The following is a 21,350-nucleotide window of genomic DNA, read 5'->3' as shown; positions in this document are numbered from 1 at the left end:
AACAGCGTGATCGATGCCAGCGCCGCTGCTTCTTCGACGAAAATCCTGAACATTTTCGATCTCCCGAAACCAGAACGTATGAGGAACATTGTTCCCTTTTTGTTCTAGGAGTCAAGAGATTCGGACGTGCCCTTTGAGCGAATATTTTCGATGGTTAACCGCCACTGGTCGAATCAAAAAAGCCCCGAGCACGGCCCGGGGCTTCGATGGTCTCGCTGTTCGCGCGAGATCAGTACTTCGCGATCACCGGGCCGCCGAACTTGTAGTTCACGCGCACAGTGACGAGATCGACGTCCTGACGGATGCGGTCGGAGCCGAAGAAGGCGCCAGCCGGCGTGGTGAAGTTGTAGGTACGATCCTGCATGAACAGATGATCGTATTCGATCGCCGCCGACCAGTTCGGGGCGAAGCCGTATTCGAGGCCAACGCCGATGGTGCCGCCCCAGCGGGTGTCGTCGCCGGTGGTGCCGGTGAGTGCGCCGCCAACCGTGTTGTTGATCCGGTAGCGATTCGACGTCACCGCCGCACCGCCCTTGGCGTAGAACAGCGCGTTGTTCACGGCGTAACCGATCTGACCGGTGAACAGGCCGAACGCGTCGATGCGCGAGGTGTTGGTTGAGCCCGGGAAAACCAGGCTCGCATTCGAACCCTTCAGGTCGGCCCAGTCACCCTGCGCTTCCAGGCCGAACACCCATGCGCCGGCCTGCCAGCGATAACCGACCTGACCGCCGGCGACGCCGCCGGTCGCGTCATGGCAACCTTCGGAGGCGCCACCCGGCTGCGAGTGCCAGCAATCGCGGCTCGATCCCCAGCCGCCGTTGGCGCCGATGTAGAAACCGCTCCAGTCATAGACGGCAGCGAGCATCGGCGGCGCCTTGGTATAAGGACGCGCCGCGAGATCGGCAGCCGAGGCGGGGGCGACCGCACCGAACGCGACCAGACTCGCCGTAACAAGAAAAACCTTCTTCATCTTTTTGATTCCCGTTCCAATTGTACAGCCCCCGGGGCCGTTACAGCCTGATAGCAAATCTGCACCAGATTGCTGTAACCTGGCTGCAACAGCGCGCGCGAAACGACTTCGGCGAAAACGTAAGTTAATGTTGTGTTACAAGCACTTTCGGGAACTTTTGAGTTCCATCCGGTCGCAGAAAATTCACAATTCGGATCACGTCGCTTGCTTCATTCGAGACCCATTGACGAGAATTCAGCGTCCGGCTTGGATTACAACGATGGAAATGACAACCACGCCGCGGCCAAAGGAGCTTCGATGCGCAACCTGATTCTAGCCGTACTGACCGCGGGCGGACTCGCGGCACTGGGCGTCGCGCCAGCCGAAGCGGTCGGCACCCGATATCCGTTTTGCATCCAGGGCGACGACTATCCCGGCCTCAGCAATTGCACCTTCGTCAGCTACGAACAATGTCAGGCCACCGCGTCCGGACGCAGGCTGTACTGCATCGCCAATCCCTATTATGCCGGCGACAGTGACGATCCGCGTGCCTATCGCGGCCCGGGCCGGCCGCCTCCATCCGGATTTCCGGACTATCCCCGTTATTGAACGCACGCCGTCGCCGGACGATGGCGGTCACGGAACGCACGAACGTGATTTGACGCGAGCGTGTGCCGCCTGTCTGCTCCGCCAACTGGCGCGCAGCCGACTGCCCGGCGGGAGGTTCTGATGCGTATTCCGGCATTGGCGATTTTGGCCTTCGCCGCGGTTTCGGCGGCTGTACCGGCGAAGGCTCAAACCTACGACCCAAGCTATCCGGTTTGCCTGCACGTCTACCGCATGGGCGGCGACTATTACGAATGCCGCTATACATCACTGGCTCAGTGCAACGCGGCGGCGTCAGGCCGCTCGGCACAATGCCAGACCAATCCGTACTTCGCGAACGGGTATGACGACCCTTCGGTGCGTTACACCCGCCGGCATCGCCGGGTCTATTGAGGCTAGTCCAGCTCGACGACCCGGCCGTCGACGATCGACACCCGCCGGTCCATCCGGCCGGCGAGTTCCATATTGTGGGTCGCGATCAGCATCGCCACGCGCGTCGCCTTGACCAGTTGTATCAGCGCCTTGAACACATGATCGGCGGTGTTGGGATCGAGGTTGCCGGTCGGCTCGTCCGCCAGCAGCGCCCGCGGCGCGTTCGCCACCGCGCGCGCGATCGCGACCCGTTGCTGCTCGCCGCCGGACAGTTCCGCCGGGCGGTGGGTGATGCGGTCGCCGAGGCCGAGATAGGCGAGAATTTCGGTTGAGCGTTTGACGGTCTCGGCGCGTTTGAGACCGCCGATCATCTGCGGCAGCATGACGTTTTCGAGCGCGGAGAATTCCGGCAGCAGCCGGTGCGACTGGTAGACGAAGCCGATATCGGAGCGTCGGATCTGGGTCCGCTCGATGTCGGATAGTTCCGAGGTCGGCGCGCCCGCGACATAAACCTCGCCTTCGTCGGGGCTTTCCAGCAGGCCTGCGATATGCAGTAGCGTCGATTTGCCCGAACCCGACGGCGCCACCAGCGCGACCGACTGGCCTGCCCACAGCGCGAGCTTGGCGCCGTTGAGGATGGTCAGCGTCGTCGCGCCCTGCCGGTACTGGCGTTTTATCTCATGGAGATAAATAACCGGTACATCTTCCGCCCCCTCGACCATCGCGTCCTCACTCGTACCGGAGCGCGTCGACGGGATCGAGGCGCGCGGCGCGCCAGGATGGATAGAGGGTCGCAAGGAAAGACAGCGTCAGCGCCATGATCACCACCGCGGTGGTCTCGCCGAAGTCGACCTCGGCCGGCAGCTTTGAGAGAAAATACAGCGTGGGGTCGAACAATTCGGTGCTGGTGAGCCATGACAGGAATTGCCGGATCGATTCGATGTTCAGGCAGATCAGCATGCCGACGAAGAAGCCGGTCAGCGTGCCGACGACGCCGATCGCAGCTCCCGTGATCAGGAATATCCGCATGATCGAGCCCTGCGAGGCGCCCATGGTGCGCAGGATCGCGATATCCTGGCCCTTGTCCTTGACCAGCATGATCAGTCCGGAAACGATATTGAGGGCTGCGACCAGCACGATCATGGTCAGGATCAGGAACATCACGTTGCGTTCGACCTGAAGCGCGTTGAAGAAGGTCGAATTGCGCTGCCGCCAGTCGACCAGGAATACCGGCCGCCCGGCGGCCTCGGTCACCAGCTTGCGGAAGGCCTCGATCCTGTCGGGATTGGCGGTGAATACCTCGATCGCGGTGACGTCGTTGTTGCGGTTGAAATAGGCCTGCGACTCCGGCAGCGGCATGAACACGAAGCCGGCGTCATATTCGGACATGCCGATCTCGAACACGGCGGCAATTCTGTACGGCTTGATGCGCGGCGTCGTGCCCATCGGGGTCACGGCGCCGCGCGGCGCCACCAGCGTGATGCTGTCGCCGGCGTGCAGCGACAATTGATCCGCGAGCCGGCGGCCGATGGCGACGCCCTGCCCTTCGTCGAATCCCTCGAGCGTGCCCTGCTTGATGTTCCTGGCGATCGAGGTGAGATTGTTCAGATCGTCCGCGCGCATGCCGCGCACGAGGACGCCCGATGCGTTGAATGCCGAGGACGCCAGCGCCTGGCCGTCCACCACGGGCGCTGCCAGCCGGATTCCCTGCACCTGGCTGATGCGATCAGAGACGTCCTTCCAGTCGGTCAGCGGCGATTCCAGCGGCTGCACCAGAAGATGGCCATTGAGGCCGAGGATCTTGTCCAGCAGTTCCTTGCGAAAGCCGTTCATGACGGCCATCACCACGATCAGCGTGGCGACGCCTAGCATGATGCCGAGGAAGGAAAAACCGGCAATGACGGAGATGAAGCCTTCCTTGCGGCGCGCCCGCAAGTAACGTCCGGATAACAGCCACTCGAATGGCGCAAAAGGCGGGGTCCGGACCGGCTCGTTCATGGTCTCATTCATCTTTCGATAATCCCATGATTCGGGCCAAATGTGGCCGGATTGGCTGACGATAAGCACCCGGTGGACAAACTTTATCCGGCCAAAGCCTGTTGTTTTGACACGTTTTCTCTACGAGAACCGATATCCACCCCGGATCAAATCCGGGGGCAGGCTTTCGCTCTAAGACGCTATAGCCTTGCGATCACTTCAGCCGGGCTGAGATTCTCGCGCGAACCGTCGCTGCGCCGCTTGACCTCGAACTTGCCCTCGGCGAGGCCTTTTGGCCCAACCAGAATCTGCCAGGGGATGCCGATCAGATCGGCCGCGGCAAACTTGGCGCCAGCGCGCTGGTCGGTGTCGTCATAGAGGACATCGACGCCTTTGGCGAGAAGTTCGCGATAGAGTTTCTCGCACGCCGCGTCGGTATCCTCAGAGCCCTGTTTCAGGTTCAGGATAACGGCCGTGAACGGCGCCACCGCTTCCGGCCATTTGATGCCGGCATCGTCATGGCAGGCCTCGATGATCGCGCCGACCAGGCGCGACACGCCGACGCCGTAGGAGCCGCCATGAATGGGAACGTCGACGCCGTCGGCGCCGGCGACCAGGGCTTTCATGCTGTCGGAATATTTGGTGCCGAAATAGAATATCTGGCCGACCTCGATGCCGCGGGTGTGCACCTTCTTGTCGGTGTGCACTTCCGAATCGAAGCGCGCGGCGTCATGGACATCCTCGGTCGCGGCATAGACCGAGGTCCATTGCCGGATGATCGGCGACAGATCGCCCTCGTAATCGATATCGTCGCCCGGGATCGGCAGATTGAGCACGTCGCGGTCGCAGTAGACGCCGGACTCGCCGGTTTCCGCGAGCACGATGAATTCATGGCTGAGATCGCCGCCGATCGGCCCGGTTTCGGCGCGCATCGGGATCGCCTTCAATCCCATCCGCGCGAAGGTGCGCAAATAGGCGACGAACATTTTGTTGTAGGAGCGGCGCGCCGCCGCCTCGTCGATGTCGAAGGAATAGGCATCCTTCATCAGGAATTCCCGGCCGCGCATCACGCCGAAACGCGGACGCTGCTCGTCGCGGAATTTCCACTGGATGTGGTAGAGATTGAGCGGCAGGCTCTTGTAGGATTTGACGTAGGCGCGGAAGATCTCGGTGATCATTTCCTCATTGGTCGGCCCGTACAGCAATTCGCGCCGGTGCCGGTCGGCGATGCGCAGCATCTCCGGACCATAGGCGTCGTAGCGGCCGCTTTCGCGCCAGAGGTCGGCAAGCTGCAGCGTCGGCATCAACAGTTCCAGCGCACCGGCGCGGTCCTGCTCCTCGCGCACGATCTGCTCGATCTTCTTCAGCACCCGAAAACCGAGCGGCAGCCAGGCATAGATGCCGGCGGCTTCCTGCCGCATCATGCCCGCGCGCAGCATCAGACGATGCGAAACGATCTCCGCCTCTTTCGGATTTTCCTTCAGGATGGGGAGAAAAAACCGCGACAATCGCATGGACAGCTCTCAGGGAATCGGTGGGAACGCGAGAGGGGTGCAGTGAAACCGGATCGGGTGCAAAAACACAAGGCCGGGAACCGCGAAATTGCCGCCAGAACAGCGGATTCAAGGCCATTTTACAGAGATCGTGAGGCCGACGAAAGCCGCCGGGGGCGCGAACCGGCACGGAAAATTTGTCCCGCGCCGACCACCGATCATTTGATCAGGATCGGTGCCCCCACTTGCACCTTGTCGGTATCGGAAAGCGAGGCCGCGACAAATTCGACGCGCAGGCGTGCCGATGAAGCGATATCATCATCGTTTTCACATCTTCATGCCGGAATGACCGGGCATCTTCTTCATGTCGACAGGCCCGCCCGCTCCCTCCGTGCCCGCAGGCGCCTGCGCGCCGATGCCCTGCACGTCAAGCGACAGCGTCACCTTGCCGGCTTTCTCGAACTCGAGCGTGACCGATACCTTGTCGCCCTCCTTGAGCGGACTTTTGAGATCCATCAGCATCAGGTGGTAGCCGCCCGGCGCCAGCCTGACGGTCTTGCCGGGCCCGATCGCGAGGCCCTTGTCGAGCGGGCGCATCGTCATCACGCCGTTGTTGACAGCCATCTCGTGGACCTCGACCTTGCCGGCCACCTCGCCTGCGCCGCCGACCAGCCGGTCCGGCATGGACCCCTTGTTCTCGATGGTCAGATAACCGCCAGCGATTTTCGCCCCGCTCGGCGTCGCGCGGCTCCAGGCTTGCGTAATGACGAGATCGCCGGCCTTGAGTTCCCCGGCGCGCGCGAATGCGGCAAAAAGCAGCGAGAGCAGCGCAAGCGCTGTGATTGCGCCAGCAATTGACATCGACGCCGGCCTTTCAATTTGCATGTCGTGGTCCTCCTCGGCTTTCAGCGGGATGGCTGTTGCATCGGGGCGTCAGATACAACGGCGTGGATCGCGGGATGCAGCGTACCCAGCGCCCCGACAATTGCGAAAATCATCAGCGCGAGCGCGATCTCGATCATGCTGTTGCGCGCAATTCGACCAAGCGCCTCGCGGGGCGGCATGCTTCCCGGCAAGGCAAGCCGCGGTGTCCACCAAAATCGATTCGCCGCGGCAAACAACAGCATGATGGCAAACAGGGCTATCTTCAGCAACACGAGTTGCCCGTAGCCGGTGACGAGCAAGGCGTGCAAGGAACCGACCAGAATCCATGTGTTGATGATGCCGGTTGCAAGAACCACCGCGACGACGGCGATGCCCATTGTCGAAAACCGCTCGGTTGCCTCCCGTGCGAATGACAAACCTGCGGAGGTCCGATCCGGCCCTGCCACGGACAACAGCAGGGCCAGCGATACGAGGCCTCCAATCCAGATGGCCGCGGCGAGGAGATGAAGCGTATCGGCCGCCAGATGCAAAATCCCCATCTCACCTGTTGTCGATCCCGCATGCCCCGTCCAGGCGATAGCGGCGATCAGGCCTATGGAGATCGCCAGCGCGAACCCGCGCATCAGCGGAAACCGGTCATATCCCAGACAACCCGCCAGGATAACCGCCAGCACTAAACGGGTTTCCAGGACGCGCCCAAACTGCGTCTCGTTGACCACCGTCAGAAACACGTCCGAAGTCATGGCCTCGGCGAACGAGAGACCACTCATCGAGGCTGCTTCCAACAAGAACCAGATCATGCCGGTTGCTGCCGATATCACGAGGCTGGTCCAGGCGAGGCGCAGGGTCGTGGCTCGGACAATGCTGGCGCCCGGCGTTGACGGACCGAAGGCGGCATCAGCGACCAAAGCTCGAAAAATCAGGATTCCGGTTGTCATCGCCGTGGCCGCGAAATGGATCGCGCGAATGCCGACCAGGGGACCGTCGATCTCCGCTCCGAGCCAGTGCATTGGCGTTACTGACCGACATGGAATGAGAAACTGCCCTCGGTCCTGTGGGTATCGACCGAGAGGACACGCCAGGCGACATGGTAGGTTCCGGCGCCTCCTGGACGGAGCGAAACCGACATCTGGTTACCGCTGACGCGGGGTTTTCCGGTATCAACCCGCTGGCCGGCGGCGTTGGTCACGGTGATGCTGCTGAACGCAGCCTCCAGTTTCTGCGTGAACCACAGCGTCACCTCGCGCGGCGCCATCGCGACGGTATCGCCCACCCGCGGTTCGGCGCGATCGAGAACGGTGTGCGCGGTGGCCTCACCCGTCGCAAGCAACAGCAGCAGCGCTATGAGTCCGGCGAGCGGCGCGCGGCGCGTGGTGCGCATGGTCGATTCAATAGCCATTGTCAGTTCCTCGCCAAAGGCGTTGCCGGAGATGCAGTGCTGCCGAACATTGGCCTGCCAATTCCATGCGGATCGAGATCATCGAGATAGAAGTGCAACTGACCGATGACGCCGACATTGGTCCCGCTCTGCCGGTTGATCGGAATCAGGGCTTCGACACCGATCTGAAAGCCTTTTCCGATCCACAGGAAACCCGGGTTGATCGTCCCCGTCGTCACGCTGCCGGATGTCAAGGTATTGGCCACCGGCGTTCGCATGGTTGCCTCGACCAGCGGGATGAAGCGATTGATGAAGTCCGGCAGGCCGAGATCAATCACGGCCGATTTGAGATAGGGCATGCTATACTGAACGGTCCCGCCCCAGTTCAGCACGTGCGGATGAAATTCGGTGTCGACAATCGGATTTCCGCTATCCGGATCGACCCCGAAAGTGGCTGTCGAATTTCTCCCGGGAACAGCATAGCCGATCTGACCGGTGACGGCGACCGGCCTGATCCAGGACAGCGTATCGGGAAGATCGCCAAAACCTTTGCCGAAATACAGGGTCGGCGTGGTGGTGTTGAACGGCTCGGCGCCAATGCGCTGCGCGCCCGTCCTGCCCCACTCGATATTGAGGCCGACCGACATCACGAACTCGTGCACGGGGTCCTTGAACAGGCGATACTTGAATGTCGTCTCCAGATTCTGGAATCCGTCGGCGCCCATCCCGGTCGGCCCGCCAGGGGTGCCGAGATGGCTGTGGGTGACGCCGAGGGAGACCGCGAAGGTTTCGGTGATGCGCTTGGAAAACTCGCCCGAAATATCGCGTTGCCGGAACGAAGGATCGTCGCCGGTCCCGAAGGCCGCGACCGTCGGGATTGAAAGTTCGTCGTTGACGCCGGGATCGTCGATTCCGAGTGTTGCCGGGAAAAGCCGGTTGCCGACGATTTCGTGGGCGACGCCTTCGCTGAGAGCAACGAGTATTATTGCGAGCCCTGCAAGGCCCGCGCGCAAAATGCGCATGGACATGAAAATTCTCCGCCGGTGTCGAGTTGTGAACGCTTCGGGGCGGCCAGTTGCCGCCAAGTTCACATCGACAGCGGTGGCGCGCGCGCCTGCGCGTGGGATCCCGTGCGAGAGCGGGACAGGTCCTGCGTGAAATCGCGCCAGACCACACGCCCGGGCTGAAGATCGAAGCCAATGATCTCGGCGATTCGCGGCACATCCAACGGCGCGCCAGTATGGAGTACGCTGCAAACCGGGCAGCAGCCGTCGTGGGCGCGATGTTGTACGTTCCGATCGGCCTGGCCTGTGCTCGAGGCCGCTCCGCCGGAACAGATCGGGGCCGCGCGCAGCGGGTCCGACGCCGCAATGCTGGCGGCCCAGGTGACGCCGATCGGCGCGACGATCTGCACCAGCAGGGCAACCATCACCACAGGCAGGAAATTCTGCAGCCGTCGTCGCATCAACCGACCCATCCTGCAGGCCAACTAATCACCTCGAGAGTCCGGAGTCGAGATCAGGCTCCCGATTTATCTCGGGGTCGCCATGAAATAACGCGATCCCGATGGTGTTTTTCGCCAGACGAAATTTGGGGCGCGCGACGCGCTCGCGACTCCACTACCCGATTGCCGATTTTGGCTGCGCAGCTACAACCCGCGGTGGCGGAATCCCGATCGTGGCGCGGATTGCTCGAATTTTAAACAATCATTGCTGAAAATGATGACAAAACGAAAAAGATGGTCTACCAGTTCAGTTTCAGGCTGGCCGCAAGGCTCAAGTCTGGTGGTCCAAGTCTCGGGAGGAGCCGGACGCGCACAAGCAGCGTCACCCCATCAATCAAGACCAAATCCGAATCTTTTGGGGAAAACAGGGTCGACACAATTTTGGAGCAGGGTTTTCGCCCTGCTTTTTTTTGCGACATCGCGTTTCGTGCGAAGCGGGTACCGATTGGCGCGACCAAAGCCGCGTCACTGAATCAAGTCCCGCAGGCGACAGCATGCCGTTACCGAACCTGGTCGAGCGCAGCTTTGAACTCGCCGCCGCGCGCTGCGAGGATCTGACACCTCTGGTCTATCGCCAGCTGTTCCGCGAACACCCGGAGGCCGAGGCGATGTTTCGCTCCGAAGGAAGCGACCTCGTCAAGGGCTCGATGCTGGCGCTGACGATCGAGGCGATCATGGATTTTGCCGGCGACCGCACCGGCCACTTCCGCATGATCGAATGCGAGGTGTCGTCGCACGACGCCTATGGCACGCCGCGCGAATTGTTCGTCGCATTCTTCGGCGTCATCGCAAAAACGCTGCGCGAGATTCTGGGCGCGGACTGGTCGCCGGAGATCGACTCGGCGTGGCGGAATCTGCTCGCCGAGATCGAGCGCGTTGTCGTCCGGAGCGACGCCTAGAGCGAGATGACTTTTCCTCGAATCGCCATCCCGCTCCATCTCCTTTGTTTGAGCATGATCCCTCGGGCCGAGCCCGAGGGATCATGCTCCGGCTCACTCCCGTTCCAGGAAACTCGATCCGACGTTGGCCTTCTTCTTGGTCGGATCGTAGTCGCAATAGACGCTGTCGGCGACCAGCGTATAGCTCGCAATCACGGTATCCTTGTTGAGCTTGACTGAATTCAATCCGATCACTGCCGTCTGCTTGCCGCCGTTCCATTTGAATGGCGTCGAACTCCGCGCCCTTTCACAGGCCGCCACCGCGTCGGCAAACACGGTGCCTTCGACATAGGCCTGCACCGTCCGCAGCCGCTTCAGCGTCTTCCAGTTCATGTAGAACGACCCGGCGAGGCCGGCGATCACCAGCACCAAAAGCCCGAGCAATATTCTCTGCAACGTCATTTCATTCTCTCCCGCCGGCGAAATGGAGCGCGCGAACCGCCATCCGCGTCAAGGACCGCATTGATCGTTTCCTGCCGGTTCGACGGCAAGCCGAAAACATCGACGGCACAACAAAAGCCGCCTCCGGTCGGGAGGCGGCGCTTGCAGGCGGCGCCAGGTTCAGAACGATATCTTGAGGCCGCCGTTGCCGTAGAAATCGTTGCCGCCCTGACGCGCGAAGGTCTGCGATACATTCGCGGTCAGCGCGACGTTGTCCGACACCGGAGCCACCACGCCGGCCGCGACGCGGCCGTAAACATGTTGCGAACCGGTGTTCGGCACAGCCCAGTTGTTGACGATGAGCGGCGCCGAGGTCGCGCCGAACTGGATGATGCGCCCGTTGCCGATGAAATCGTCATCCATCGTCAGATTGACGTAAGGGTTGATCATCCGGCCGTTGACCATGAAGGGAAAGCGGAATTGCGCGCCGACGCTTCCGATCAATGTTTCCGCCACCTGCTGGCCGACGGCCAGGGTCAGCACCGGATCGCCGGCTTCGGTGTAGGCGTTGACCTTGGCCCGCGCGTAGGTCAGGCCGCCGATCGGACCGATCTGCGACCTGCCGGCATCGAAGAGGTAGCCGACCTTGCCCGCGGCGACGAAGCTCGTTCCGTCCGGACTGGAGGTGATGGTGTCGACGACGCCGCGCCGGCTGTTGCGATAGTTCTGCCAGCCGAAGGTGGCGAGGCCCTGGGCAAAGAAATGCGAATTGGTCCAGGCGCCATAGGCGCCGATTTGATAGGCGTTCGCTTCGGTGCTGCCGGCGTTGTTGAAGAACCGCGCCTTGGGATTGGAGTAGTCGAAGGCGGCGCCGACAAAGGCGTTGTTGTTGATGCGGTATTCGGTGCCGATGGTGCCGCCGACGCTGTCGAGCGTGAAGCCGTTGGAGGCCACGTTGGCGGATCGCTCGCTGTAGGCGCCGTTGCCCAGCATGTAGAACGACCAGGGATTGACGGGTGCTGCGACCGGCGCCTTCGTGTAGGGCGCCCTGGCGACCTGGGCGTAGGAATTCATGGCCGAGGCCACCATCGACGTCTCGCGGAAGCTGTCGAGCTTGCCGAACAGGGTGGAGGCAAAGCCCATCGCCGACGACAGGCCGATGTCGCCCTGCGCCGACAAGGTGAGCGGCGCATTGAGCCGGTTGACGATGTATTCGCCGAGGATCGTGAAGCCCAGCGAGGTCAGGTGGATGCCGTCGAAATAGAACAGGAACTGGTTCTGCAGCGCGGGATTACCGATGCAGGTCAGCGGACAGGCGCCAACATTCGCCACCCCGTAACGCGACGGGTTCGCCTTGATCAGGTTTCCGATCAGGGCAACGTCGACCAATTCGACGCGCACGCCGGAGCGGGCGATGCCGGCAAGCGCCGCCTGCATCTGGGCGTTGTAGGCCTGGCTATAGGCCGAACCGACCGCGGCGTTGGGATTGCCCACCGCTTCCGGCAATTGGCTGACGTCGCCGGTCGTGAAAACAAGGTTGCGGGCGCCTGCGCCGACCAACGCGTTGATGCCGGCCAGCGCCTGATTGGCGCTCACGGTTGCGGCCGCGGGGACGCCGGCCAGCGTGTTGCCGGCCTGATAGTAGGCGCGGGCATCGTTGCCGCCGATGCTGATTTCCACGAGATCGGAAGCGGCAATCCTCTTTCCCGAGGCGATGAAGCCCTGCCATTCCTGGGCGAAGCCGGGAATCCCCGGCGCGACCGTGTTGGTCGACCCGGTCTGCGCGCCGCCGATGGCGAAGTTATTCTGGGGAATACCCAGCAGCAGCGACGTGGTGTCGACGAAATTGGTGCCGCCGCTGAAGCGCCCGGTCGGATAGGCCGGGCTGGGCCCGATGATCGTGAACAGGTTTCCCGTGTCCGCGTAACTGTCGCCGAAGGCCTGGATAGTCGTAAATACGGTCTGCGCCGTGGCCCGGTTTCCCGGCAGGAATACGCTCCCCGCTGCGACCAATGCCCACAGTAAACCCGCCTTTGCCCCGACTTTCATGACGCCCCCACGCAACTGATACTGATGCGGACGACGGTTTGACGGGGTATTGGGGCGAACAAGCGACCTACGAGCCGATCGCGCACGGATTCCGGCAGGTGTGCTTTTGCTACACCAGTTTGCACTGCAACTTCTTGCAGTGCAAACACACCATGCGTTGCGTTCAGGTCGTTCCTCTGCAGCCGAATGCGTTTGACGGGTACTAGATTAGCCATCCAGCGTCGCGCCGTTGCCGCAAGATCGCGGAAATCCGTCTCAGTCCCGCGTGTTCTGCAAAGGCAAAATCCCCTGTATCCGGTCGCACCGATGTGATGTCGCAGAGTTCGCCGGAAGCGACTTCGCGCACCACGCGATGAGGTATCAACCAACGCCAGCCCAGGACGAGCCATCCTTGTCGGGCAAGGCATAGCCATCTTGCTTTTGCGGGATGATAGAGGAGTGCCGCTGATTTGCCCGACATGTCAAATGTTTCGCACCCGTCGCCAAAGGCATCATGCCAGCAACTATCTGCTACTTTGCATGGGGTTGTTTTCCATATTTTGAGGTGGGCGCAGCTATTGGTCGAATACGATCCGAAGCCGCCGTTCGATGCTGGATCGCCGAAACATGCCGGTTCCGATCTAAAACGGCATCCCCATCAGCTTCGACAACCGCTCGATATTGAAATAGCCGGCATCATAGGCCCACAGCGCGACGCCAAATATCACCGCCGAGATCAGCGTGGTCCAGATCAGCTTGCGGCCCATCCGGCTCGCGATCGGCGCGCCGGGATCGGTGCCGGGCGGACCCCCGCCGTCCTCATGCTGGCTGCGCACGCCGAACGGCAATGTCAGGAACAGCGTGATCCACCAGATCACGAAGTAGATCGCAAACGCGGTTGAGAGGCTGTAGGCCATCAGGTCTGCTCGATTTCGACCAGTGCGCCGGAAAAGTCCTTGGGGTGCAGGAACAGCACCGGCTTGCCATGGGCGCCGATCTTCGGCTGCCCGTCGCCAAGCACGCGCGCGCCCTCCCTGATCAGGGTGTCGCGCGCCGCGACGATATCGGGCACGTCATAGCAGACGTGGTGGATGCCGCCGTCGGCGTTGCGCTCGAGGAATTTTGCGATCGGCGAGGCTTCGCCGAGCGGCTGGATGAATTCGATCTTGGTGTTGGGCAAGGTCACGAACACGGTGATGACGCCGTGCTCCGGCAGCGGCACCGCGGCCGAGATATCGGCGCCGAATGCCGCGCCATAGATCTTGGCGGCCTTCTCCGCGTCCCTGACCGCGATCGCGACATGATTGAGCCGGCCCAGCATCGCCAATCCTCCCTGTCTCACACCGTCAGCACGTGAACGAGACAAAGCGGCTTCTTGCCCCATTGCTCGTTCAGCGCCGCGCGCACCGCACGGCGCACCGATTCCGCCATCGCGTCCGGATCGCGCCGCCGCGCCCGCGGCAGGCCTTCCACCGTCGATATCACCACATCGAACACGATGTCGTCGAGCGCCTCGCCTGCGCTATTCTTCGCGGGGATGCCGACCAGATCAACCTCGGGATCGTCGACCAGCTCGCCCTTGTCGGTCATGGCGATCGCGACGAAGGCGCAGCCGGCAAATCCCATCCGCCGCCGTTCCACCACGGCGCGCGATTTGGAGTCCTCCAAAATGGTGCCGTCCTTGTAGATCCGGCCCGAGGGCAGCTGGTCGATGATGCCGGGATCGCCCGGCCCGAGCCTGACGAGGTCGCCGTTGCGGCAGATCAGCACTTTTGGCACGCCGACGGCGCGCGCCAGTTTTGCGTGCTCGGACAGATGCAGCGCCTCGCCGTGCACGGGGATCAGCAGTTGTGGGCGCACCCACGAGATCATGTCGCGCAATTCGTCGCGGCGCGGATGGCCGGAGACATGAACGAGATGGGTGCGGTCGGTGATGACCTCGATGCCCTGGGTGACCAGGCCGTTGATGATGGCGCTGACCGCCTTCTCGTTGCCGGGAATGGTGCGCGAGGAAAAGATCACGCAATCGCCCTTGTTCAGCGTCACCTGCGGATGATCGTCGCCGGCAATGCGCGCCAGCGCCGCGCGGGGCTCGCCCTGGCTTCCCGTGCACAACGCCAGCACCTTGTCCGGCGGCAAATGACCGTAGAGATCGGCGCCGCGAAAGTTCTGCACGCCATCGAGATAGCCGGTCTCGCGCGCGACCTGCACCACGCGCTCCATGGCGCGGCCGACCACGACGACCTCGCGATCGGCGGCTTTGGCGGCATCGGCCACCGCCTTGAGGCGCGCGACGTTGGAGGCAAAGGTGGTAACGGCGACCCGGCCCCTGGCGGCCTTCACCAGCGCCCGGATCGTCTTGGCGACCTCGGCTTCCGAGGGCGAGCGGCCTTCCCGCACCGCATTGGTGGAATCGCCGACCAGCGCCAGCACGCCGGCATCGCCGAGCTCGCGCAGCCGCCGCTCGTCGGTCGGCAAGCCGATGATCGGCGTCGGGTCGATCTTCCAGTCGCCGGTGTGGAGCACGGTGCCGGCCGGGGTGTGGATCGCCAGCGCATGCGACTCGGGAATCGAATGCGCGACCGGGATGAATTCGATACCGAACGGGCCGAGATCGATGCGCCCACCCGACGGCACCACGGTGACCGGAATTTTCGGCGGGTTGCGCTCGGCGGCGCATTTGGCCTCGAACAATGCCGCGCTGAATTTGGTCGCGTAGACCCGGCATTGCAGTCTTGGCCAGAGGTCGATGAGGGCGCCGAAATGGTCCTCATGGGCGTGCGTCAGCACGAGGCCCACCAGGTTGTTACGTTCCTTTTCCAGAAAGCGGATGTCGGGCATGATCAGGTCGATGCCCGGCAGATGCTCCTCGTCGCCGAACGAGACGCCGAGATCGACCGCCAGCCAGGCGCGCTGATGCCGGTTGCCGAGGCCGTAGATCGACAGGTTCATGCCGATCTCGCCAACGCCGCCGAGCGGCGCGAAGGTCAGTTCATCCGGCCGCGCCATCAGGCCGCTCCCACGGACGCCGCCGCGCCGAAATAGACCTCGCCCGCGGCGACCGGCACGCGCTGGCCCTCCGGTGTCCGGACGATCAGGCAGCCGGTCTCATCGATGGTGTCGAAGATGCCGTCGATGGTGATGGCGCCGGTCCGGATCGCGACCCGCTCGCCGATCCCGGCGGCGCGCCCGAGCCACAAGCTTCGGATCGCTGCAAAGCCCCGGCCGTTGTCCCAGATGCCGCGGAATTCGACCCAGGCGTCCGACAGCGCCGTGAACAGCTCTTCCGCGCCGATGTGGACGCCCAGCGCCGCCAGCGACGTCGCCGGCGTCGGCGTGCCCTCGGGCGCGGCGACGACATTGGTGCCGATGCCGACCACGACCGCGAGGCGATCGTCCGCCACCGATTCAGCCTCCAGCAGGATACCGGCAAGCTTTTGCGACCCGGCCAGCAGGTCGTTCGGCCATTTGAGAGAAAACTTCAATTGCCCGGACCCCGGCACGCGCGAAGCGGCTTCGATGCTGACCGATCGCAGCGCTGATTCCAGCGCCAGACCCGCCGCAAATCCAAGCGTCGCCGCGATCGCGGGCGGTACGTCCATCACCTCGAGAATGCTGCCGGCGAGATTGCCGCGCGGCGCGATCCAGGGCCGGTGCCGCCGCCCCCGTCCCGCCGTCTGCTCCGAGGTGACGAACCACATCGGACTGCGTAGCCCGTCGCGGGCGCATGACATCGCCTCCGCATTGGTGGAACCAATCTGGTCGAAGGCAGCGAGCCGGTAACCCGCCGATATGGCTCGAGGGCCGAGCGTGAAGGCCATTTAGAACAATGATTTCGCGGCAACCGTGGCGACGCTGACCAGCGGCCCCGGATAGAAGACAAAGAGGATGTTGAAGAGGCCTGCGACCGCCAGCACCGTGCGCAACTCTGTGCGCATGGGATCGAGCGCCGCAAGCGGTTCTTCGAAATACATCACTCTGATGATGGTCAGGTAGTAATACGCGCCGACGACGCTCGCAAGTACGCCGATGACGGCCAGCGTGAACAGGTTGGCGTTGATCGCGGCGACGAACACGAAGTATTTCGCAAAGAAGCCGGCCAGCGGCGGAACGCCCGCCAGCGAGAACAGCAGCGCAGCGAAGAAAAAGGCGAGCAGCGGATTGGTGCGGGACAATCCCGCAAAATCGCTGATCTGCTCCATGGCCTGACCGTTGCGCTTCATGGTCAGGATCACGGCGAAAGAGCCGAGCGTCATCGCCACATAGATCGAGATATAGACCAGCACGCCCTGCGCGCCCTCGACGGTGCCGGAGGCCAAGCCGACCAGCGCAAAGCCCATATGGCCGATCGACGAATAGGCCATCAGCCGCTTGATGTTCTTCTGCCCGATGGCGGCGAACGATCCCAGCACCATGGAAGCGATCGCCACGAACACCACGATCTGCTGCCATTGCGACACGATGCCCGGAAAAGCCGTCAGCGCCACGCGGGTGAACACCGCGAGCGCAGCGACCTTCGGCGCCGAGGCGAAGAACGCGGTCACAGGCGTCGGCGCGCCTTCGTAGACGTCGGGGGTCCACATATGGAACGGCACGGCGGAAACCTTGAAGCAGAGGCCAGCCAGCAGGAACACCAGGCCGAACACGATGCCGACGCTGCCGGTCTTCGCCGCCGCGGCGATCCCGGCAAAACCCACGGTGCCGGTAAAGCCGTAGATCAGCGAGGCGCCGTAGAGCAGCATGCCCGACGACAGCGCGCCCAGCACGAAATACTTCAACCCGGCTTCGGTCGATTTGGCGTTGTCGCGGTTGCTGGCGGCGACCACGTAGAGCGCAAGGCTCATCAGCTCGAGGCCGAGATAGAGCATGATCAGGTCGCCGGCCGAGATCAGCACCATCATGCCGAGCGTCGAGAGCAGCACCAGGATCGAATATTCGAAGATGCGGCGCGACGGATCGGACAAGAACTCCGCCGACAGGATCAGCGTCGCCGCCGAACCGATCAGCGCCAGGATCTTCAGGAAGCGGGCAAAGTCATCGACGATGAAGCTGCCGGCAAACGTCGTCAGCTTGCCCGCGGGCAGCAGCAATTCCAGCACGCCGGTCAGGACCAGCAGGCCCACCGCCAGGCCGGTGACGAGCCTGGTCGTCTCCTGCCGATAGGCACCCAACATCAACAGCACCATGGCGCCGGCGGCGAGCACCAGCTCCGGCAGCACCGGCAGCAATTGATAACCTGCACCCTGGAAGCTCATGGCAAAGCCTTACTGAACCAGCGCGGCGGCCTTCACGGCGGTCACGGCGGTGTTGTAATTGTTGACGAGTTGCTGCACCGACGCCGCCGACATGTCGAGCACCGGCTTCGGGTAGACGCCGAACAGGATGGTGAGGGCCAGCAGCGGGAACAGCGTCAGGCATTCCCGGGGGGTGAGATCCCTGATGCTCATCAGCGCCGGCCTGGTCAGCGCGCCGAACACCACCTTGCGGTAGAGCCACAGCGCGTAGGCCGCCGACAGGATCACGCCCAAGGTGGCGAAGAAGGCGGTCGGGATCGAGACCTTGAAGGTGCCGATCAGCGTCATGAACTCGCCGACGAAGCCGGAAGTGCCGGGCAGGCCGACATTGGCCATGGTGAAGACCATGAACACCAGCGCATAGAGCGGCATCCGGTTGACCAAACCGCCATAGGCCGCGATCTCGCGGGTATGCATGCGATCGTAGACGATGCCGACGCACAGGAACAGCGCGCCGGAGACGATGCCGTGCGAGATCATCTGGAACATGCCGCCGGCGACGCCCTGGGTGGTGGCGGCGAAGATGCCCATGGTGACGAAGCCCATATGGGCGACCGAGGAATAGGCGATCAGCTTCTTGATGTCTTCCTGCATCAACGCCACCAGCGAGGTGTAGATGATGGCGATCACCGACAGCGTGAAGATCAGCGGCGCGAAATCATGCGACGCCAGCGGAAACATCGGCAGCGAGAAGCGCAGGAAGCCGTAGCCGCCCATCTTGAGCAAGATCGCGGCCAGGATCACCGAGCCCGCGGTCGGGGCCTCGACATGGGCGTCCGGCAGCCAGGTGTGCACCGGCCACATCGGCATCTTGACCGCGAAGGAGGCAAAGAAGGCGAGCCATGCCCAGGTCTGCAAGGACCGCGGCACAGCGGTGTGCATCAGGGTCGGGATGTCGGTGGTGCCGGCGTTCCAGTACAGCGCCATGATCGCGAGCAGCATCAAGACCGAGCCGAGCAGGGTGTAGAGAAAGAACTTGAAGGAGGCGTAGACCCGGCGCGGACCGCCCCAGACGCCGATGATCAAAAACATCGGGATCAGGCCGCCCTCGAAGAACAGGTAGAACAGCACGAGGTCGAGCGCCGCGAAGGTGCCGACCATCAGCGTTTCCAGGAGCAGGAACGCCATCATGTATTCGCGCACCCGCAAGCTGATCGATTTCCAGCTCGCGATGATGCAGACCGGCATCACGGCGGTGGTCAGGATCACCAGCGGCAGCGAGATGCCGTCGACCCCCATGTGGTAGGTGATGCCGGTGGCGAGCCACGACGCCTTTTCGACAAACTGGAAATCCGGCTGCGCCGGATCGAAGCGCAGCGCCAGGATCAGCGATACGACAAAAGTGATCAGGGTCGACCACAGCGCGATCCAGCGCGCGTTGCGGTTGGCAGCTTCGTCGCCTCCCGGTGTCAGCACGTAGACCAGCAGTGCGCCCGCCATTGGCAGGAAGGTGACGACGGAGAGAATGGGCCAGGTCGTCATCACTGGCCTCCCAAGCCGAACATGAACCAGGTGATCAATCCGGCGACGCCGATCAGCATCGCAAAGGCATAGTGATAGAGATAGCCGGTCTGGATCCTGACGACGTTGCGGGTAACATCGAGCACCCGCGCCGACACGCCATCGGGCCCGAATCCGTCGATCACATAGCCATCACCCTTCTTCCAGAGGAAGTATCCGAGCCACTTCGCCGGGCGGACGAAGATCAGATCGTAGAGCTCGTCAAAATACCATTTGTTGAGCAGAAACCGGTACAGCATCGGCTGCTGGCTGGCGAGTTCGACCGGCAGATAGGGCCGCTGGATATAGAAGACGTAGGCCACGTACGCGCCGATCGCCATCATGATGGTCGGCAGATAGGCAAGCGAATCCGGGATGTGATGCATCTCCTCGATGATATTCGGATGCATCTTCAAGGATTCGCCGAAGAATTCTTCCACGCCATGGCCGGTGAACAATTCCTTGAACGGGAAGCCCGCAAGGATCGAGCCGGCCGCCAGGACGCCGATCGGGACCAGCATCCACAACGGCGCCTCATGCGCCGCCTCGTAGTGCGCCTGGTCGTGCGGCTCTCCGAAGAAGGTCTTGAAGATCAGCCGCCAGGAATAGAATGAGGTGAGACCCGCGGCCGCGACCGTCAGCAGATAGGCATAAGTCCCGAACGCATTATGCGACGCATAGGCGGATTCGATGATGGCGTCCTTGGAGAAGTAACCCGCGAACAGCGGAAAACCGGTCAACGCCAGCGTACCGACGCACATCACCGCGAACGTATAGGGGATTTTGCGCCAGAGCCCGCCCATGTTGCGGATGTCCTGCTCGTGATGCATCGCGTAGATCACCGAGCCGGAACCCAGGAACAGCAGCGCCTTGAAGAAGGCGTGCGTGAACAGATGGAACATGCCGACCGAATAGGCCCCTGCCCCCATCGCCACGAACATGTAGCCGAGCTGCGAACAGGTCGAATAGGCAACGATGCGCTTGATGTCGTTCTGCACAAGCCCGATGGTGGCGGCGAAGAACGCCGTGGTGGCGCCGAAGAACATCACCACGGCCTGCGCGTTCGGCGCGAGCTCGAACAGCGGCGACAGCCGCGCCACCATGAACACGCCCGCGGTCACCATGGTCGCGGCGTGGATCAGCGCCGAGACCGGCGTCGGCCCCTCCATGGCGTCCGGCAACCAGGTGTGCAGCAGGAACTGGGCGGACTTGCCCATCGCGCCCATGAACAGCAACACGCAGATCAGCGTCAGCGCGTCGGCATGCCAGCCGAACAGATCGATGGTCTTGCCCGAAAGGCCCTTGGCGCCGGCAAAGATCGTCTCGAGATCGGTCGAGCCGATCAGCATGAAAATGGCAAAGATGCCGAGCGCAAAGCCGAAATCGCCGACCCGGTTGACGATGAAGGCCTTGATCGCCGCCGCGTTCGCCGACGGCTTGTGGTACCAGAAGCCGATCAGCAGGTAGCTGGCGAGACCGACACCTTCCCAGCCGAAGAACAGCTGCACCAGATTGTCCGCGGTCACCAGCATCAGCATCGCGAAGGTGAACAGCGAGAGATAGGCAAAGAAGCGCGGCCGGTACGGATCCTCATCCATGTAGCCGATCGAATAGAGGTGCACCAGCGAGGAGATGGTGTTGACCACCACCAGCATGACGGCGGTCAGCGTATCGACCCGCAGCGCCCACGCGATCTGCAGGTCTCCGGAAACGATCCAGGGAAACAGCGCGATCCTGGCGTCATGATGCAAGAAGCCGACATCGACCAGCGCGACCCAGGACAGGCCAGCGGAAACGAACAGCAGCCCGGTGGTGATCAGCTCGGCCGCGCGCGAGCCCGCTGCCGCCGGCTCGGCAACGTAATGATCGTCATGCGCGTCATCTTCATGCGCAGCCGACGCATGGGCGTCGGCGCCGTGCGCGTCGCCGTCATGCTCGACCGTATCGCCGCCCGGATGGCGCGCATGCGCGCCGAAGATCGCGATCAGGCCGGCAACAATAGCGCCCAACAGCGGCAGAAAGACAATTGCCTGAACCATAGCGGC

21 protein-coding genes are annotated in these 21,350 nt (G+C 62.7%); 3 read left to right on the top strand and 18 right to left on the bottom strand.

What is annotated here, in order from left to right:
- Nucleotides 1–229: 229 nt before the first annotated feature.
- Nucleotides 230–970 carry an outer membrane protein gene (locus WCE35_RS18150; RefSeq protein WP_424594709.1) on the bottom strand — a complete coding sequence of 247 codons (741 nt, stop codon included), beginning with the start codon at nt 968–970 and terminating at the stop codon, nt 230–232.
- A 297-nt stretch (nt 971–1,267) separates the two neighbouring features.
- On the opposite strand from WCE35_RS18150, the gene WCE35_RS18145 reads away from it, so the two are divergent.
- Together WCE35_RS18145 and WCE35_RS18140 are read left to right on the top strand one after the other, a co-directional pair.
- Entirely contained in the window at nt 1,268–1,558 is a 291-nt protein-coding gene (locus WCE35_RS18145; protein ID WP_424594708.1) for a DUF3551 domain-containing protein, read from the top strand.
- Between the two features lie 120 nt (nt 1,559–1,678).
- On the top strand, nt 1,679–1,948 hold the full coding sequence (locus WCE35_RS18140; RefSeq protein ID WP_424594707.1) for a DUF3551 domain-containing protein: 270 nt from the start codon (nt 1,679–1,681) through the stop codon (nt 1,946–1,948).
- A gap of 2 nt (nt 1,949–1,950) precedes the next feature.
- Here WCE35_RS18140 and WCE35_RS18135 read toward each other — a convergent pair whose 3' ends face one another.
- The 8 genes from WCE35_RS18135 to WCE35_RS18100 form a co-directional block, all read right to left on the bottom strand.
- Complete coding sequence (locus tag WCE35_RS18135) at nt 1,951–2,649, bottom strand: ABC transporter ATP-binding protein (RefSeq protein WP_424594706.1); 699 nt, start codon at nt 2,647–2,649, stop codon at nt 1,951–1,953.
- Between the two features lie 7 nt (nt 2,650–2,656).
- Complete coding sequence (locus WCE35_RS18130) at nt 2,657–3,937, bottom strand: lipoprotein-releasing ABC transporter permease subunit (protein WP_424594705.1); 1,281 nt, start codon at nt 3,935–3,937, stop codon at nt 2,657–2,659.
- 167 nt (nt 3,938–4,104) lie between these two features.
- A complete protein-coding gene (proS, locus tag WCE35_RS18125) occupies nt 4,105–5,418 on the bottom strand; it encodes a proline--tRNA ligase (RefSeq protein WP_424594704.1) in 1,314 nt (437 codons plus the stop codon).
- 306 nt (nt 5,419–5,724) lie between these two features.
- The gene (locus tag WCE35_RS18120; RefSeq protein WP_424594703.1) at nt 5,725–6,258 is read right to left on the bottom strand and encodes a copper chaperone PCu(A)C; all 534 of its coding nucleotides are present in this window, start codon (nt 6,256–6,258) and stop codon (nt 5,725–5,727) included.
- Nucleotides 6,259–6,302: 44 nt separating this feature from the next.
- Nucleotides 6,303–7,292: a copper homeostasis membrane protein CopD gene (gene copD / locus WCE35_RS18115; RefSeq protein ID WP_424594702.1), complete on the bottom strand. Its 990-nt coding sequence runs from the start codon at nt 7,290–7,292 to the stop codon at nt 6,303–6,305.
- Between the two features lie 5 nt (nt 7,293–7,297).
- On the bottom strand, nt 7,298–7,681 hold the full coding sequence (locus tag WCE35_RS18110) for a copper resistance CopC family protein (protein ID WP_424594701.1): 384 nt from the start codon (nt 7,679–7,681) through the stop codon (nt 7,298–7,300).
- A 2-nt stretch (nt 7,682–7,683) separates the two neighbouring features.
- Nucleotides 7,684–8,688: a hypothetical protein gene (locus WCE35_RS18105; protein WP_424594700.1), complete on the bottom strand. Its 1,005-nt coding sequence runs from the start codon at nt 8,686–8,688 to the stop codon at nt 7,684–7,686.
- Between the two features lie 59 nt (nt 8,689–8,747).
- Nucleotides 8,748–9,125 (bottom strand): DUF2946 family protein, encoded by a 378-nt coding sequence (locus tag WCE35_RS18100; protein ID WP_424594699.1) that lies wholly within the window; start codon nt 9,123–9,125, stop codon nt 8,748–8,750.
- A gap of 533 nt (nt 9,126–9,658) precedes the next feature.
- On the opposite strand from WCE35_RS18100, the gene WCE35_RS18095 reads away from it, so the two are divergent.
- Nucleotides 9,659–10,063, top strand: a complete 405-nt coding sequence (locus WCE35_RS18095) for a globin (protein WP_424594698.1) — start codon at nt 9,659–9,661, stop codon at nt 10,061–10,063.
- A 93-nt stretch (nt 10,064–10,156) separates the two neighbouring features.
- Here WCE35_RS18095 and WCE35_RS18090 read toward each other — a convergent pair whose 3' ends face one another.
- The 9 genes from WCE35_RS18090 to nuoL all read right to left on the bottom strand — a co-directional run bounded on the left by WCE35_RS18090 (nt 10,157) and on the right by nuoL (nt 21,344).
- Nucleotides 10,157–10,504: a hypothetical protein gene (locus tag WCE35_RS18090; protein WP_424594697.1), complete on the bottom strand. Its 348-nt coding sequence runs from the start codon at nt 10,502–10,504 to the stop codon at nt 10,157–10,159.
- 159 nt (nt 10,505–10,663) lie between these two features.
- Nucleotides 10,664–12,532, bottom strand: coding sequence for an autotransporter domain-containing protein (locus tag WCE35_RS18085; RefSeq protein ID WP_424594696.1), 1,869 nt, complete (start codon nt 12,530–12,532; stop codon nt 10,664–10,666).
- 620 nt (nt 12,533–13,152) lie between these two features.
- Nucleotides 13,153–13,428 carry a DUF1467 family protein gene (locus tag WCE35_RS18080; RefSeq protein WP_424594695.1) on the bottom strand — a complete coding sequence of 92 codons (276 nt, stop codon included), beginning with the start codon at nt 13,426–13,428 and terminating at the stop codon, nt 13,153–13,155.
- Nucleotides 13,428–13,832: a methylmalonyl-CoA epimerase gene (gene mce, locus WCE35_RS18075; RefSeq protein WP_424594694.1), complete on the bottom strand. Its 405-nt coding sequence runs from the start codon at nt 13,830–13,832 to the stop codon at nt 13,428–13,430. The genes WCE35_RS18080 and mce overlap by 1 nt, the downstream gene beginning before the upstream one ends.
- 17 nt (nt 13,833–13,849) lie before the next feature.
- Nucleotides 13,850–15,520: a ribonuclease J gene (locus tag WCE35_RS18070; RefSeq protein ID WP_424594693.1), complete on the bottom strand. Its 1,671-nt coding sequence runs from the start codon at nt 15,518–15,520 to the stop codon at nt 13,850–13,852.
- The gene (locus WCE35_RS18065) at nt 15,520–16,332 is read right to left on the bottom strand and encodes a biotin--[acetyl-CoA-carboxylase] ligase (RefSeq protein ID WP_424594692.1); all 813 of its coding nucleotides are present in this window, start codon (nt 16,330–16,332) and stop codon (nt 15,520–15,522) included. Before WCE35_RS18065 ends, WCE35_RS18070 begins: the two co-directional genes overlap by 1 nt.
- A complete protein-coding gene (nuoN, locus tag WCE35_RS18060; RefSeq protein ID WP_424594691.1) occupies nt 16,333–17,766 on the bottom strand; it encodes an NADH-quinone oxidoreductase subunit NuoN in 1,434 nt (477 codons plus the stop codon).
- 9 nt (nt 17,767–17,775) lie between these two features.
- Nucleotides 17,776–19,287, bottom strand: coding sequence for an NADH-quinone oxidoreductase subunit M (locus tag WCE35_RS18055; protein WP_424594690.1), 1,512 nt, complete (start codon nt 19,285–19,287; stop codon nt 17,776–17,778).
- Nucleotides 19,287–21,344 carry an NADH-quinone oxidoreductase subunit L gene (gene nuoL, locus WCE35_RS18050; protein ID WP_424594689.1) on the bottom strand — a complete coding sequence of 686 codons (2,058 nt, stop codon included), beginning with the start codon at nt 21,342–21,344 and terminating at the stop codon, nt 19,287–19,289. The genes WCE35_RS18055 and nuoL overlap by 1 nt, the downstream gene beginning before the upstream one ends.
- Nucleotides 21,345–21,350: the final 6 nt, after the last annotated feature.

This window comes from Bradyrhizobium sp., assembly GCF_049691595.1.
Classification (GTDB): Bacteria; Pseudomonadota; Alphaproteobacteria; order Rhizobiales; family Xanthobacteraceae; genus Bradyrhizobium.
The sequence above is the reverse complement of the archived record's forward strand: the minus strand, read 5'-3'. Positions and strand labels throughout refer to the sequence as shown.

What these genes read in the sequence shown, in the direction of transcription:
- WCE35_RS18150 (WP_424594709.1), bottom strand. Translation starts at nt 970, where the DNA reads ATGAAGAAGGTTTTTCTTGTTACGGCGAGTCTGGTCGCGTTCGGTGCG.
- WCE35_RS18145 (WP_424594708.1), top strand. Translation starts at nt 1,268, where the DNA reads ATGCGCAACCTGATTCTAGCCGTACTGACCGCGGGCGGACTCGCGGCA.
- WCE35_RS18140 (WP_424594707.1), top strand. Translation starts at nt 1,679, where the DNA reads ATGCGTATTCCGGCATTGGCGATTTTGGCCTTCGCCGCGGTTTCGGCG.
- WCE35_RS18135 (WP_424594706.1), bottom strand. Translation starts at nt 2,649, where the DNA reads ATGGTCGAGGGGGCGGAAGATGTACCGGTTATTTATCTCCATGAGATA.
- WCE35_RS18130 (WP_424594705.1), bottom strand. Translation starts at nt 3,937, where the DNA reads ATGAATGAGACCATGAACGAGCCGGTCCGGACCCCGCCTTTTGCGCCA.
- proS (WP_424594704.1), bottom strand. Translation starts at nt 5,418, where the DNA reads ATGCGATTGTCGCGGTTTTTTCTCCCCATCCTGAAGGAAAATCCGAAA.
- WCE35_RS18120 (WP_424594703.1), bottom strand. Translation starts at nt 6,258, where the DNA reads ATGTCAATTGCTGGCGCAATCACAGCGCTTGCGCTGCTCTCGCTGCTT.
- copD (WP_424594702.1), bottom strand. Translation starts at nt 7,292, where the DNA reads ATGCACTGGCTCGGAGCGGAGATCGACGGTCCCCTGGTCGGCATTCGC.
- WCE35_RS18110 (WP_424594701.1), bottom strand. Translation starts at nt 7,681, where the DNA reads ATGGCTATTGAATCGACCATGCGCACCACGCGCCGCGCGCCGCTCGCC.
- WCE35_RS18105 (WP_424594700.1), bottom strand. Translation starts at nt 8,688, where the DNA reads ATGTCCATGCGCATTTTGCGCGCGGGCCTTGCAGGGCTCGCAATAATA.
- WCE35_RS18100 (WP_424594699.1), bottom strand. Translation starts at nt 9,125, where the DNA reads ATGCGACGACGGCTGCAGAATTTCCTGCCTGTGGTGATGGTTGCCCTG.
- WCE35_RS18095 (WP_424594698.1), top strand. Translation starts at nt 9,659, where the DNA reads ATGCCGTTACCGAACCTGGTCGAGCGCAGCTTTGAACTCGCCGCCGCG.
- WCE35_RS18090 (WP_424594697.1), bottom strand. Translation starts at nt 10,504, where the DNA reads ATGACGTTGCAGAGAATATTGCTCGGGCTTTTGGTGCTGGTGATCGCC.
- WCE35_RS18085 (WP_424594696.1), bottom strand. Translation starts at nt 12,532, where the DNA reads ATGAAAGTCGGGGCAAAGGCGGGTTTACTGTGGGCATTGGTCGCAGCG.
- WCE35_RS18080 (WP_424594695.1), bottom strand. Translation starts at nt 13,428, where the DNA reads ATGGCCTACAGCCTCTCAACCGCGTTTGCGATCTACTTCGTGATCTGG.
- mce (WP_424594694.1), bottom strand. Translation starts at nt 13,832, where the DNA reads ATGCTGGGCCGGCTCAATCATGTCGCGATCGCGGTCAGGGACGCGGAG.
- WCE35_RS18070 (WP_424594693.1), bottom strand. Translation starts at nt 15,520, where the DNA reads ATGGCGCGGCCGGATGAACTGACCTTCGCGCCGCTCGGCGGCGTTGGC.
- WCE35_RS18065 (WP_424594692.1), bottom strand. Translation starts at nt 16,332, where the DNA reads ATGGCCTTCACGCTCGGCCCTCGAGCCATATCGGCGGGTTACCGGCTC.
- nuoN (WP_424594691.1), bottom strand. Translation starts at nt 17,766, where the DNA reads ATGAGCTTCCAGGGTGCAGGTTATCAATTGCTGCCGGTGCTGCCGGAG.
- WCE35_RS18055 (WP_424594690.1), bottom strand. Translation starts at nt 19,287, where the DNA reads ATGACGACCTGGCCCATTCTCTCCGTCGTCACCTTCCTGCCAATGGCG.
- nuoL (WP_424594689.1), bottom strand. Translation starts at nt 21,344, where the DNA reads ATGGTTCAGGCAATTGTCTTTCTGCCGCTGTTGGGCGCTATTGTTGCC.